This window comes from Flexithrix dorotheae DSM 6795, from assembly GCF_000379765.1.
Taxonomy (GTDB): Bacteria; Bacteroidota; Bacteroidia; order Cytophagales; family Flammeovirgaceae; genus Flexithrix; species Flexithrix dorotheae.
Window position 1 is genome coordinate 127,875 of sequence record NZ_KB903465.1, and the last position, 15,483, is coordinate 143,357.

Consider the following 15,483-nt stretch of genomic DNA (forward strand, 5'->3'; position numbering starts at 1 on the left):
TGTCTACAAAGTAGCCATAATACCTCTTGCATATCCTATAGATTCTGCAGCACCCGCCATTGGATCATCACCATCCTTTTCATATTCTAATGAAACTATTTCCTGATAATTTAATTTACTAATGGTTTTCAAAAACTTGGGAATATCCATAATTCCTCTGCCAAGCTCCAGCGTTTTTCCTTCAGCACCCAAGCCATCCACATCTTTTAAATGTATGTCATATAATCTGTCAAAGTATTTTTTTGCTTTCTCTGCCGGGTCCTGCCCAATTCTATAAGTATGCCCGATGTCAATACAAAGACCAATTCTTTTATCCAATGCTTTTACTTTCTCATAAACATCATCCGGACTTGGATAAATTTTATCCCCTGGCCCATGGTTATGAATCGCCAATTTAATATCATATTCTTTTACTTTTTTATCTACTAATGGCAAAAGTTCAGGATTAGGCACACCTATAATCACCCTGAATCCTGCATTTTTTGCATATTCAAAAGCATCATTTACTTCAGGTTCTGATTTCATATAAATCACCCCGCCTCCATAAAGATCAATGCCAGCATCTCTCACCTTTTTGGCCATTGCTTTAATTTCTTCAGCACTGCTATCCATAGGCATATGCATGCTTTTGAGGGCAATATGTTTCAAACCTAGCTTTTTGGTCATTTTTATCGTATCCTCTAAACTAAATTTTCTAAATGAATAGGAGGCCAGGCCAAACTTTAGATTATGGTCAGCTTTTACAGTTGGATTGGATAAAACTATATTAGGCACACTCAATGAAGCCACTCCCACTCCAAGAGTTTTCAGAAAGGATTTTCTTGTGAATTTCATAAAATTATGGTAAAAAAGGGTATGGTAAATCAGTAAATTTACCTAAACTTAATAACCATATTTATCTTTCCATAATGCCTTGAGCCTTTTTCTCAATTCTTCTTCTCTGGGGTTTTTTCCCGGGTCATAAAATCGGGTACCTTTCAAATCATCGGGTAGGAATTCCTGGGAAGCAAAATTTCCCGGATAATTGTGGGAATATTTATAACCTTTTCCATAACCCTCAGCCTTCATTAGTTTTGTAGGGGCATTTCTGAGGGATAATGGCACAGGAAGATTTCCCTTTTCCCTTACCTTTTGCTGTGCCAGGTTAATCGCCATGTAGGCTGCATTGCTTTTAGGAGAAGCCGCCAGATATGTAGTGGTTTGAGAAAGGATAATTCTGGACTCCGGAAAACCAATAAAACTGACTGCCTGAAAGCAGTTTGTAGCCATTACCATTGCGGTTGGGTTGGCATTCCCAATATCCTCAGAAGCCAAAATCAATAATCTCCTGGCTATGAATTTAGGATCTTCCCCTCCTTCTATCATCCTTGCCAGCCAATAAACTGCAGCATTCGGATCACTTCCCCTAATAGACTTGATGAATGCAGAAATAATATCATAATGTTGCTCACCGGATTTATCATATAAAACAGTACGCTGTTGGGCTGCATCAATCACAAATTCATTGGTAATAAAAACCTCTTCATCATCTCCCGAAGCTTCCACAACCAACTCCAAAAGATTCAGCAACTTTCTGGCATCTCCATCGGAGAGATTTAAAAGAGCTTCCGTTTCTTCTAAATGGATGGTCTTTTTAGCCATCATACTATCCTGATCGATCGCCTGATGGAGCAAGCCAATAAGTTCTTCTTTAGTTAATGATTTTAACCTGTAAACCTGACAGCGGGAAATTAAAGCGGAATTTACTTCGAAGGAAGGATTTTCTGTGGTTGCACCAATCAGGGTAATGATGCCCTTTTCCACTGCCCCAAGCAAAGCATCCTGTTGAGATTTATTGAAACGGTGAATTTCATCAATAAACAAAACTGTATTCACATTCCCTTTAGCATTATTAATCACTTCTCTCACATCCTTTACTCCGGCACTTACCGCACTTAGTGTTTTAAAAGGCAATTTCAAATGATTGGCAATAATATTGGCCAAAGTAGTTTTGCCTACTCCTGGAGGTCCCCAGAGAATAATGGAAACAAGTGTCTGGTTTTCCACCATCTTTCTAAGTACACCATTTTTACCCACTAAATGTTCCTGGCCAATAAAGGTAGCCAAATCAACAGGTCTCACCCGCTCAGATAAAGGAGCTTTCATATTTTTTTATTTAAGAAATCTATTCCATCCTACCCAATTTCCGAATCGTAAAATTAAGAAAACCAAAACAAATCTATCCTCTAAAAAATTAAGGTATGGATGGATTTTTTTGTATTGGTAAAATCTTTCAACCAGAACCAGTTCATCATAATTCAATAATTGTTATTAAGTTTGCCAAACATTTGAAACAAGGGAAGGAAAACAGGTAAATTCTAAATTGATTATCTTCAATTCCCAAAAACTACTTTAAAAGGGTAGCACTTATTATGCTCACAAAAAGAATAATTCCCTGTCTGGATATAAAAGATGGGAAAACCGTGAAAGGAATTAATTTTGTTGACCTCAGAGATGCCGGAGATCCTGTAGAACTGGCTCAAATTTACAGTGAACAGGGAGCCGATGAACTGGTTTTTCTTGATATTACTGCAACAGTAGAGAAAAGGAAAACTTTGGTAGAACTGGTAAGAAGAGTGGCTCAAAAAATCAACATTCCATTTACGGTTGGCGGAGGAATAAGTTCTAAGGAAGATGTTTCTGCCTTATTAAATGCAGGAGCCGATAAAATCTCTATTAATTCATCCGCTGTGCGCAATCCTGAGTTGGTCAATATTCTGGCCAATGAATTCGGATCACAATGTGTAGTGGTGGCCATTGATTCCCGCTATGTGAATGGAGAACATATCGTGCATGTGAAAGGGGGAAGGGAAGCCACATCTATCAAAACAATTCCCTGGGCACATGAAGTGGAAGAAAGAGGAGCAGGTGAAATTTTATTGACTTCGATGGATCATGACGGCACCAAAAATGGTTTTGCCATTGAACTTACCGGTACCCTGACCAAATCCTTAAATATTCCGGTAATTGCTTCTGGTGGAGCTGGAAATATGGAGCATTTTGTAGAAATCTTTAAAAATAATGATGCTGATGCTGCATTAGCAGCCAGTATTTTTCATTTTAAGGAAATCGGAATTCCAGATTTAAAAAATTTCTTAAAAGGCAAAAACATCACCACAAGAATTTAAGCGCTGAAAGTAAAACAAAACAATTGCAGAAAATAAAATGGAAAAAGATCAAAGTGATATTGAGTTTTTAAATTATCTGGTGGAGATAATTAAAGACAGGAAAAACAATCCAAATCAACAGTCTTATACAGCAAGCTTATTCAAAAAGGGGCTGAATAAAATTGCACAGAAAGTTGGAGAAGAAGCGGTGGAGCTTGTAATAGAAGCAAAAGATGATAATAAAGACCTGTTTTTAGGAGAAGCTGCCGATTTGATTTTCCACTATTTAGTGTTGCTTGAGGCAAAACAATATTCTTTAAATGAAGTAATTGAGGTACTGAAAAAACGGCATCAGGAATAAAAAACTGCACAACAAATGTTAATAACACATTACATTCAACTTTTTTAAATATTTTTCAATATTTTGTTTCGATTATTTGATATAAACAAACATATTCTTATTTTTGTATTATTAAACTTAAAGCAACTTCTCCCAACTACCTCCTTTTCACCCAAACATACATTGTTTTAATCAAGGGTAAATACTGAAAATGATTAAAGTCATATACTAAAACTGACAGGTATCATGGCAAACTTAGTAAGTTAATACTATCTTATAACTAACAGGAATAGATTTTTTAAACCTAACAAAGTTATATTAATTATGCCCTATTACAAGTCCACAAACAGAAGGAGTGCTACACCTATTTCAGATGCAGCAAAATTTTTCAGTACAAAGAGAAACGAAAATCAATTACAAGGATACACTGCATCCTTTAGTAATGAGAAATCAGAAATTAAAGCAATAAGAAGAGAAGATAAATTTAACCAGAAAGCAAGATAATCCCTTTTCCTTTTTGCCTTAAAGATTTTAATTAAAAAGGCTTCGGAATAAATTCCGAAGCCTTTTTTTAGGCAATTATTTTTTCAAAAACTTTTTTACAACTTTTGATCGCCCATTATTTATTTCCACAAAATACATCCCAGGTTTATATGAGCTAATATCGATAGTCCTGGAATTTTTATTAATGTTTGCTTTATTTAACTCTGTCAATAGCATCAGCTTTCCAGTCAAATCTATAATTTTAATACTATATTCATCCATGACTGATGAACTAAAAGATATATTTAAATCATTTTGAGCTGGATTTGGGTATAAACCAACTTGCTCTAAATCAGAAGAAATTTCTTTATCCAATACTTTATCCAATACTTTATCCAAAGAACCATAAGCATTTCTGGATGCAGCAGATTGATGGACTTCACTCTCTACTATTAAATAATCCACAGCTCCCCAACTACTATTCGCTTTAATAAAAAGTGAATGCTTCCCTTCGGAAATTTGAATAGGTTCTGAAATCATATCTCCCCAATATGCCCCCCCAAAATGACTACTAAAATCAGAAACAGAACCAGGATCTCCATTCAAAGAAATACTATTATTGTCTAATTTGAATAAATAACCATTTGGCCAATAAACCATTGAATTATGGGTATGTCCTGATCTTACTCTTAGTTTAAGCGTGTAATTGCCAGAAGAAGGTACATCAAAATCAATTTTAAATTCGTCTCCGTTATCAAAAATGGCTACTGCTCTTCCAGAATCATCGCTATAAACTGGAGAGGAGAATTCGGTAACATTACTTTTAGAACCCTGATTATTTATTACAATAAAATGCTCCTCCGCTTCATACTTTTGAGAGGCAGGTTCTATAACACTATTTTCAATAACAAATGTTCCTTCAGCAGCAAATTTGGATGATAATTTCCCACAACCCTTAGTTTGAACACTCCATTGATAAGTCCCAGGCTTTAAATTTGTCACTTTAAAAATAGGATGAATTCCTACATTACTTTCTTCAACTAGTCCATAACCAGTAATAAAATTTGCTTCACCTGACAAGATTAATTCATCTCCTTTTTTTACATACAAATTATAAGATTCATGCTCTTCCGGTCTTCTAACATTGTCCCATGTGAGTAAGGCAGAACTTGAATCAACTAGGGCATTTAAATTTGTGGGTACAATTGGAAGAGGTTTAGATTGAAAAGACTGATTGATTAATAACTTCCCATCTTTAGTGAAGATATCTAAAAATCCATCTCCATTGTAGTCCACTTTGGCAATCACGTTAGTTAATCCATTTAAGGTATTATTGGGATAAATTGGGGATGGAATACCTGTATCTGAAAATTGCCCACTACCATTATTTTCATAGTAGGTTTCTGCTTTAATGTCAAGATCTCCATCACCATCGTAGTCAAACCACTCGCCATAAAGCTGATCGGGTAAACCTACATTCATATCTTCAAAAATACCTGAGGAGTTTTGTTGTAGAAGTTTTGTCCAATAATTAAAAACACCATTATCATATTTATATCCGTGGTGTAAAAAATCAACCAAACCATCCTGATTATAATCTGCCCAAGATCCAACCCCCCTCACATTTCTCGCATTATTTTCAAAAAGAGTTTTATCCGCTTTATTTAATTCCACAATAAAGTCATAAGAGGTCTGGATATCATAACGTCCTATTGATAACTCCAAATCACCATCCTGATCAACATCAATCCATTTAAAATTAAATACACCATAAACATCAAAACTCTGAATCATTTCCACATAATTTCCTTCCTGATTCTCAATTATCCTTAATTCTGTATCATAACCTAAAAAAGAATAAAGTAAAAAATCAAAATCACCATCACTATCAAAATCACGCACTTCAAAACTTATGATTTGATCTTCCTCATTATAGGGTAAAGGGATTAAAGAAGCTGTAAAATTATTTTGATTGTTTGTGTAAAGTTTAATTTGATTACTATACTCTTCCACAACCATTAAATCAAGATCGCCATCATCATCAAAATCCAACCATTTAGCAAAATAAATATTAGGTGAATTTGGTATTCCTTGTAAAAGCTGACTTTGATATAACAAACCTGATTCTCCTTCAGCAATTTCAACTTCAAAAAAATCTATCCCACCCATTGCCTTATCGGCTCTAACTTCTAAAAAATAATTCCCTTTTTTCAACTCCAAAACAGGAGATTTAAGATCACCCCAGTAGGATTCACCAAAAGTATCATTGACTTGGAAAATTGAATTATTATCTCCAGAAAAATTCAATCTAACATCATCTACAAAAAAGGAATATCCAGAATGCCAAAAGCTTTGGCTATCGGTAGCATCGCCACTTCGTACTCGTGCATTTAATACATAAGTACCATCTTCAGGAATTGAAAAGTTAACATGGATTTGGTCATTTTTGTCAGGGAATCCAACCACTTTACGAACCTTTCCATTTTCCAATAAATCTTCAAAAACAGTAATTAAACCATTTCCTAAAAAATCCTGATTTACGTAATAGAAATCCTCCACCTCATATTTTGCTAAAGGAGGAGTTTCATAAACAAGTAAAGTCCACTTTAATTCTCGTTCAACATAATTGTCAGGGTTTTCAGCCTCGTAAACTTTTATGGTTGACGAAATTGTAATTGGATATAACGAATTTGAGCGATCTGCTTCTAATTCACCTGAAATTAATCCAGTCCTCTCATTTATCCATAACCCTTCAGGTAATCCCATTGCCACATAAACAAGTGAATCATTTTCTTCATCGATAGCTTCAACTTGTAGGGAAACCGATTCACTTATAAATCTCTTCTGAGTAGATAAAGGACTTATTTGAGGTTTTTGATTTGGGATAACTTCTTGAATTACTTCCAAATAATCAACAGCCCCCCAACTGCTTTTACATTCAATAGTTAATTCGTGATTTCCAGCACTAAGTTCAACTCCATTTAAAACCATATTCCCCCAATAAGATCCTCCAAAGGCGGACTGAAAAGTGGAAATACTATTTACATCACCAACAAAATTAACAGAATTACCATCTAATGTAAAAGCGTAACCATTTGGCCAATATGATTCAGGCGCATTGTTATAACCAGACCTCAAGTTTATTTTCAACTGAATCATTCCGGATGATTCTATTTCAAAAGCTATTTTCAACCTATCACCATTATCAAACAATGTCACTGCTTTTCCTGTACCATCAGCATAAATCGATTCTGGGAATTCAATTATATCTCCTTTGCTACCTACATCAGTCACCACACTAAAATAATTTTCTGCTTCGTAGATTGTACTTTGATTCGTTTCAATATTAGGAACAGGAAAAAAACCAAAGGATTTACTAAATTGTATTAACAACAATAACAATAAGGAAAGGGTGTATTTTACCATAACAAGCTGGATTTAAAAATTAACAAAAAAATAGATAGTTAAAAAATAATTCGCCTAATTTGGTAAAAATCAATATTATATATTAATGTGTAATATACAATCAAAACAAATGCTCAGCTGTTAACAATAGTTAATTCCACTTTTTTTTAAACAGGTCGCTCTTTAAAGGGATTAACTTCATCAAAAAGCTATTTGAAAAAATCCAGAATTTAAAAGCTCTGATTTTCTTTTATAATTCTGGTTTTATAACTGTATGTACCGGTACTTATAGTCAGAATATATAATCCCTGTTGAAGATTTTCAAGGTTTAAAACTTTTCTAAAGTCCTGACTATTTTTTTCAAAAACCTGCTGATCAAGTATTTTTCCCAGTACATCATAAATCACTAAACTGTAACTTCCATTTATTTGATTCTTTAATAAAATCGAAAATTCATTTTTAACCGGATTAGGAAAAACACTAATTCCTTCCAGACTAATTTCGTCTTCAAGCCCGGTTACAGATTTATTTTCAATAATTATTTTCTCGTTGCCTACTATTACTGTCACTTCCTTTTCTTCATTACTTTTATCTATACCTAATGAAAGGCTTCCCAAATCAAGCGGAATACCCTGGTAATCAGCCAATACCCTGTATTCATTGATGGCTAGTCCTTCAAACACGAAATTCCCTTCTTCATCAGAATAAGTCTCGGCAATGACCTCATTTATATTTAATTGAAGAATATAAAGCCGAACATTTGGCAAAGGATCTCCTTCTGCATTCCCACTTACAATTCTTCCTCCGGAAAAATTAGAACTAGCCACCACTTTTCCTTTTATAGAAGAGTTTCCCCCTACTACGGCAGCCATCTGCTGGATAATAATATTTTGATTGAGACTATCACTGGAAAGTGTTACTTTATTAGCATCAGCTCTGATAATCACATCTCCAAAATATGTATCAAGCAGATTTGGAAATACTTTTTTATCAGGTATGGCCTTAATGAAATATCTGCCTTGAGGAACATCAGTGAAAACATAGAGATCACTCTCCACAATTTCCTGAGAAGTAAAATTCTGGAATTTTCCATCTTCCTGTTCCTGATACAACACCACTTTCGCATGCTTTACCCTCTCCCCGTTTTTCTGGAATAAAATACCTCCGATGCTATAACCTACTTCAGTTTGGGTTAAGAAAATACTAAATGCTTCCTGATAACTTCCACCATTTCCATCCTGAGCTTCTATCCTTACGCTAAAGACCTTTTGTTCGGTGTAGCGAAATATTCCCCCCGAAAAAATTTCATTTCCAATAATGAAAAACTTGCCATTATCATCATCTCCTTCTCCTTCTATGAGATAAAATGTATGATTATCGAATTCATCTGGGTCTGAACTAGTTAGTTTTCCAACAAGTGTGCCCACAGGCGCATTTTCCACCAAATTCACATTGGAGAGTTTAATATCATCGGGATTACGATTTGCTGGTGATTCATCCACATCGGAGACTAGAATAACAAATTCTTTATGAAAAACACCTCCATTCCCATCACTTACAGCCACTTTGATTTTATGACTTTCCTTTTCTTCAAAGTCGAAATTAATTTTGGTAAAAAGGCTGTCTCCTTTGGCTTCAAAAAGCTGGTCACCACCAAAATCAGCCAATACAGAAAATTGATGACTATCCAAGCTATCTAAATCCTCCACGGAAAGCTTCCCTAAAAAAGCGCCTTTACCTTCATTTTCATTAATAATTATATTTGATATCAGAATATCAGTTGGTAAATTATTCCCTATTGTTTCTTCTACATCTTCAATATTTATAGAAAAAACCTTCTCAAAACTCCCTCCATTTCCATCTGAAACCTGGATCCTTATCTGATAGGATTTCTTTTCCTCAAAATCGAAAATTACTGCATTTTTAAGCTGCCCATTTTCAATAATAAAACTACCATTATCTTCACTTCCTTCTCCATTAAGAGCCAGACCAAACGAAAGCACATCTGCGGAATCCGTATCAATACCTGTTAAATCCCCAATATTGGAACCTGGCAGTACGTTTTCCTTAATATTATTGTTTGAAAGCAAAATATCGGTTGGTGAGGAATTTTCCACACTTTCCTCTTTGTCAATTACAGTTACAATAATGATTTTTTCGAATTCTCCTTCATTGTTATCAGTTACCTTAATCCTCAAACTGAAGGTTTTTTGAGTTTCAAAATCAAACACTTTGGCCGATCTTAATTGGTCACCTTCAATCTGGAATTTATCGTTGTCAAGGGCTCCTTCTCCATCAGCAAATTCAAAAGTATGGGAATCTTCAATATCCGGATCATCAGCTGATAAAACTCCAATTAATGCTCCCGGAGCCTGTTCCTCTTCTATTCCCGAATTGTCAATTAAAATATCTGTAGGAAGCTGGTTTTCAGGAGCTTCTTCTTCGTCCAATACCTGAATTGTAAATTCCTGTTTTACAAAAGCCCCATATTCATCTTTTGCTAAAACAATAACCTTCAAGAACTCTTGTGTCTCAAAATCAAAAACTGTTTTAGTTTTCAACAGATTATTATCAATTACAAATTTAGTACTATCCAAACCTCCTCTTATCTCAAACTGATGTACCTGAAAAGTATCAGGATCAATGGTGCTTAGCTCGCCAACTATACTTCCAATAGGAAGGTTTTCCTTAATCGTATTGCCCGATAATGCTACTGCGGTAGGCGATGAGTTTTCGAAAACATCTTTTACATTAATCGTAAAGTTTTCAGCTAATACCCCACCTTTTTTATCAGAAACTTTCACCCTGATCGTAAAACTCTGGTTTTGTTCAAAATCGAAAATTTCCCGGGTAATCAACTTATTTTCATCAATAGCAAATTTTTCATTATCGTTACTTCCTTCTACCAGGGAAAATTCGAGTTGATCAAAAAAATCAGGGTCTTTACCGGAAAAAACTCCAATTTCTGTATTTATTTTTTCATTCTCTCCAACTTCATTTTGGCTCAATTTCAACTCCGATGGAGGTCTGTTTGATCTTACCCCTCCTACTTTTTCCACAAACAGATAATCAACCGCAGCATAGGCCTTGGCAGACTTAATAGCTAAGTTATAAGTTTCACCAACTTCCAGATTTACGGTATCCGAAATCATGTCACCCCAATGCGCACCACCATAATAAGAGCTAAATTCAGAAAGGGTAGTATTATCACCAACAAGTTTCACCTCCTTCCCTTCCAGTTTAAACTGATAACCGTTAGGCCAATAAGCCTCATTGGTCACCTCTCCACCTGCTCTTAACCTTACCACCAAGCGGTAACTAGCATTTTCTTCTACATTAAAATCAATTTTAAACTCATCATCAACATCAAAAATGCTAACACCTTTTCCAGAGCCATCTTTGTAAATGGGTTCATTAAACTCCTTAACTGTTCCATTCGAACCCACATCATTTAACACCTGATAATGTTCTTCAGCCTGGAAGAAATTTGGGGATAAGCCGCATTCCCTTTGTATATTTTCCAATGAATAGCAACCAAAAGCATTATTCTTTATAATCAGGTTACCAGAAACAAAATCTTTTAACTTATCCAGAATACAACAATCTGATAATAAAGGATTAAAGTTGATTGCCAATTGGGTAATTTTCTGAAGATTTTCTAATCCTTTTAATGAAGTAAGTTGATCATTACTATGAATTTCCATATTTCCTACCTCTGTTAGATTTTTAAGGCCTTCTATCGAAACCAGATTTGGGGAATTTTTGATTAAAAGAGTCTCTTTTACAGAAGTTAAAATATGCAATGCATCCAGGTTAGTAATATCAGTTCCATCAATATATAAATTACCTTCCAACACTCGGCAATTAAACTCATCTACTTCTTTTTGAGTTGTTAATACCCTGTTTTTAAAACAATCATCACATTTTTGAGGCAGGATAAAATCTTCTATTTCATACTTACACTCAGGATTTTCCTTAAAATAAACAGAAAGGTCAATTGGTTCGCCTGGCTCAGGAGCAAAACCTACGACCATTGGATTAGAAATAACTTCGAGTTCTTTGTTATTCACTACCAAAGTACCAAATGGTCTGTTAGTAAAATAGATCTCTACTGTTTGAAGAAGAATATTACCAAAGTTGGAACAACTTGTTTCTGCAAGCACTACTTTATCTATACTACATGGAAAGTCCTTATTGCTAATGGTGAATGAACCTTCACTTGCAAATTTTGAAGCCAGTTGACCACTACCAACAGTTTGTACACTCCAATGATAAGTTCCGGGTGCAAGTTCACGTGCCTTGAATATTGGAGCAATACCTACATTTCCTTTTGGCCTTAAAGGGTCACTTTCTTTAAGCCCACTTCTATAATCCTCGTACTTTAAATGATTCTTGGTTATTTGAGGATAGCCTGTATCTCTATTCGACTCTGAAGTAAATATAGTTTCGTTTCCTTTTCGAATATATAAGTTATAAGCCTCTTCTTCTTTCCTGACATCATTCCAACTCAAAAGGACACTGTGTGAATTGGGATTCGCTTTTAAATTAGCAGGAATTTGAGGTTTGGATTTTATTTTATCAGATGAGTTAATATAGAGTTTACCGTCTTTGGTAAAAAAATCAAGATGACCATCCCCATTAAAATCCAATGTAGTCAGGATATTGGAAACCCCATTTATACTTTTTGGATATACAGGAGTCCTTATACCGGAATTACTAAAATTTTCATTGCCATTATTTTTAAAAAAAGTAGTTGAACTAATATCAACATCCCCATCTCCATCATAATCAAACCATTCTCCATAAAGCTTATCAGGAAATCCCTTATTTAAATCTTTAAATATTCCAAATTCACCTTGCATATAAAGCCTTGTCCAAAAATAAAAAGGGCCATTTTCGAATCTATAACCATGCTGCAAAAAATCCTTTAATCCGTCCTTGTTCAAATCCGTCCATGAGCCTAGTCCAGAAACTCCCCTTTTGGGATAATTAGAAAAGGAATTTTCAGATTTATCATATAGAAGTCTAAAATCTTGAGAATATTGGATTTCATGTTCTCTCCCTTGGATGTCCAAATCTCCATCCTGGTCGCTGTCTACCCAATTATACTCAAAGTTACCATAGACATTTAGAAACATAGGAATCTCATCATATGTCCCATTTCCATTATTTTGAAATATGTTTATTTCAGATGTAATGAAACCTGGAACATTATCTGACCCATATATAAGAAAGTCTAAATCTCCATCACTATCAAAATCTCTCAGATTTATATTATAAACTAAAAAATTTGATTCAAGATTTAGATTTATTATACTTCGATTAAAATGTCCACTATTATTTCTATAAAACTCAATTTCATTGGAATTTTCTCTAGCCAAAAAAAGGTCAAGGTCTCCATCTTTATCTTCATCCACCCATTTCGCGTCCTGGATGTTTTCTAAACTTACTCCTGAAAGAAGCTGTAGCTTATATAAGTCCTGAGCAGTTCCATCATTTTTCACAATTTCCAAATAATCCACAGCCACCCACGGAGATTCAGCTTCTATTTCCACATAATATTCTCCTGCTTTGAGATTTAATAAAGGGGATTCCATTTCACCCCAATACGATCCTCCCAAACTATTCTGAAGCCCTGAAAGACTACTATTATTACCTATAAAAGATAAATCCACATCATCAATACTAAAAGAATAACCTGAAGGCCAGTATTTGGTTTGGCTGGATTTATCTCCGGCACGTAGTCTTACGATTAATTGGTATTTTCCGTCCTCTGGTATTTTGAAACCCAAATGAATCCGATCTCCGACATCAAATAATGCCACCGCTTTTCCTTTACCATCATTGTTTATGGCCTCGCCAATAATTTCAACCTTTCCATTTGTCCCTACATCCTTAAAGGTAGTATAATTGTCCTCCATTTCGTATTTACTTGTTGAAGGAACACGGTGAATATCAATTTTCCAATTAAATATAAAATTCTCATAGATTGATGGATTATCCTTTAGAGAGACTTTTACAGTTAATGTTGCTTCTGTAGGGTAAAAAAGATCAGAGTAGATTTTAGTAACTGTACCTGAAATTAATCCGGTTTCTTTATTAAGCTCCAATCCATTAAAAAATCCACTAATTTGATCGTCTGATTCATAAACCAATTCCCCACCATTAGAAGCACTCGCCTTTAACTGCAAACTCACTTCATCGCCAACAAAACTGGACTGATTGGGAACATCCTCTATAGTAATTTTCACTTCACCATTATCTTCCACTTCTTCTATTTCCAGGTAGTCTACTCCAGCCCATTTGGCTTTTGCTTCTACGGAAATTTCATTATTGCCAGCATTCAGGTTTAATTCGACTGACTCCAATATTCCCCAATAAGATTCACCATATTGAACTATACTATTATAAACTCCTGAAAAACTGATACCAGTATTATTCACACTGATTCCATAACCATTTTCTGTCCAATACCTGTCTTTATATCCTGATTCACCTGATCTTAACCGGACTTTTAACTTATATTTTCCTGATTTTGGAATATTAAAAGTCATCTTTAATTGGTCTCCAATATCCCAAAGTTTTACGGCAATTTCCCCATTTGGATCTCTTATCCATTCAGGATCGGCTTCAATAGGATATCCTCCCCCATCAATCACAGCAACAAAATGATCTTCAAATTCAATTTTATCACCAGAAGGGGGTGGCGGAGGATTTCCTTCTATTTTTTCTATTTCTATATAATCTACACCTGCCCAGTAAGCTTTTGCTTCTATAGAAATTTCATTGTTATCTGTAGCCTTTAAGGTTAATTCTGGAGAATTCATTATTCCCCAATATGAGGTTCCATATTGAATAATACTACTCTGGTCTCCTGTAAAATTAAAAACATTATTATTTACACTTAATTCATATCCGTTTTCTCTCCAATACCTATTGATATCTCCCGATTCACCGGACCTTAACCGTACTTTTATTAGATATTTTCCATCTTCTGGTACCTGAAATTCCATTTTTAACTTATCTCCAGCATCCCATAGTTTTACAGCTACTTCACCGTTTGGATCTTTTATCCAATCATAATCCGCTTCAATAACACTTTTTGTTCCTTCATCGGTCACTACCACAAAATTATTTTCAACCTCAATTCGGGTAGCATTTATTTTATGCTCAATGGAAGAATAGGAAAAGGAGCTTATTGTAGTAAAAAGCAAGGTGGTGAAAACCAGTTGAAAATAATAGTTGTTATTCATATTCATAGATCAGTTAAACACAGTCTTAAAAAATAGTAGTCCAGTTATCTTGCTTATAGGAATTCCCCCCATCAATTCACAACTCAGAATTGACCAAAAATGAGGATAGTAAAATACAGTTCTGTACGTAGTTAAAATGCAATTTTAGAATTGTTCTACAAGACTCTCAAATATGCTAAATTTTATTTTTAATTTTGGTTAACAAATGTTAATCACCGCAATAATTATTGGTTAAATAAGGATTAAATCAGTTTTTTATTTCAGAAAACAACAAAACCTTCCAATAATGAAAGGTTTATCATACTAAAATTCACCAAAACTTAACGGACTGGAAACATGATAAGATCAGGTCATCTTATCTTCAATTCATTCTTATCCGAACTTTTCTTGTGCTGTAATCTATTTTAAAGCCATAAGTTTTCATGGTATCAGCACCAATAATCCCATTAATTTTTATGTTTGTACGTTCAAAAGTTGAATTTACAATTGGGGAAATATCATAGGTTACGTAGGGTGTTACGATTTCCTTCCCTACCAGGTGAAGCTTCACATTATAGGCATTTTTCATTCTTACCCGGGTGTTTCCAAATCCGGTAAATTCCAAATTAGGATTGTGCTTTTCCAAAATTCCAAAACCATACTTTTTCTGATCTTTTAAATGAACAATCGTTCTGTCAGAACCTGTATCTAAAAGTAAATATGCTTTTTTTCCATTAATTACCCCTTCCACAATTGGTTTATCATCCAGGCTGATAATATCCAAATAAAAATAATCCACATCGGAGGAATTTTCCACGACAGGAAAAAAGACTACCCAAAAAAAAGAAAATAAAGCCATCATAATGTTAGTAATCTT

6 protein-coding genes and 1 pseudogene are annotated in these 15,483 nt (G+C 34.5%); 2 read left to right on the forward strand and 5 right to left on the reverse strand.

The window, feature by feature from the left end:
* Positions 1–3: 3 nt before the first annotated feature.
* Positions 4–834, reverse strand: a complete 831-nt coding sequence (locus A3EM_RS0127460; protein ID WP_020531460.1) for a sugar phosphate isomerase/epimerase family protein — start codon at positions 832–834, stop codon at positions 4–6.
* Positions 835–882: 48 nt separating this feature from the next.
* Positions 883–2,145 (reverse strand): replication-associated recombination protein A, encoded by a 1,263-nt coding sequence (locus A3EM_RS0127465; RefSeq protein WP_020531461.1) that lies wholly within the window; start codon positions 2,143–2,145, stop codon positions 883–885.
* Between the two features lie 266 nt (positions 2,146–2,411).
* Between A3EM_RS0127465 and hisF the strand changes: the two genes are divergently transcribed.
* Together hisF and hisE are read left to right on the forward strand one after the other, a co-directional pair.
* The gene (gene hisF / locus A3EM_RS0127475; RefSeq protein ID WP_020531463.1) at positions 2,412–3,167 is read left to right on the forward strand and encodes an imidazole glycerol phosphate synthase subunit HisF; all 756 of its coding nucleotides are present in this window, start codon (positions 2,412–2,414) and stop codon (positions 3,165–3,167) included.
* Positions 3,168–3,243: 76 nt separating this feature from the next.
* A pseudogene (hisE, locus tag A3EM_RS0127480) lies at positions 3,244–3,507 on the forward strand (phosphoribosyl-ATP diphosphatase); the annotation flags it as partial.
* Positions 3,508–4,065: 558 nt separating this feature from the next.
* Here the strand turns inward: hisE and A3EM_RS0127490 are convergent.
* The 3 genes from A3EM_RS0127490 to A3EM_RS0127500 all read right to left on the reverse strand — a co-directional run bounded on the left by A3EM_RS0127490 (position 4,066) and on the right by A3EM_RS0127500 (position 15,468).
* A complete protein-coding gene (locus tag A3EM_RS0127490) occupies positions 4,066–7,395 on the reverse strand; it encodes a T9SS type A sorting domain-containing protein (protein WP_020531466.1) in 3,330 nt (1,109 codons plus the stop codon).
* 209 nt (positions 7,396–7,604) lie between these two features.
* Positions 7,605–14,627 carry an FG-GAP-like repeat-containing protein gene (locus tag A3EM_RS0127495; protein ID WP_169513415.1) on the reverse strand — a complete coding sequence of 2,341 codons (7,023 nt, stop codon included), beginning with the start codon at positions 14,625–14,627 and terminating at the stop codon, positions 7,605–7,607.
* A 361-nt stretch (positions 14,628–14,988) separates the two neighbouring features.
* Positions 14,989–15,468, reverse strand: coding sequence for a pepsin/retropepsin-like aspartic protease family protein (locus A3EM_RS0127500; protein WP_020531468.1), 480 nt, complete (start codon positions 15,466–15,468; stop codon positions 14,989–14,991).
* Positions 15,469–15,483: the final 15 nt, after the last annotated feature.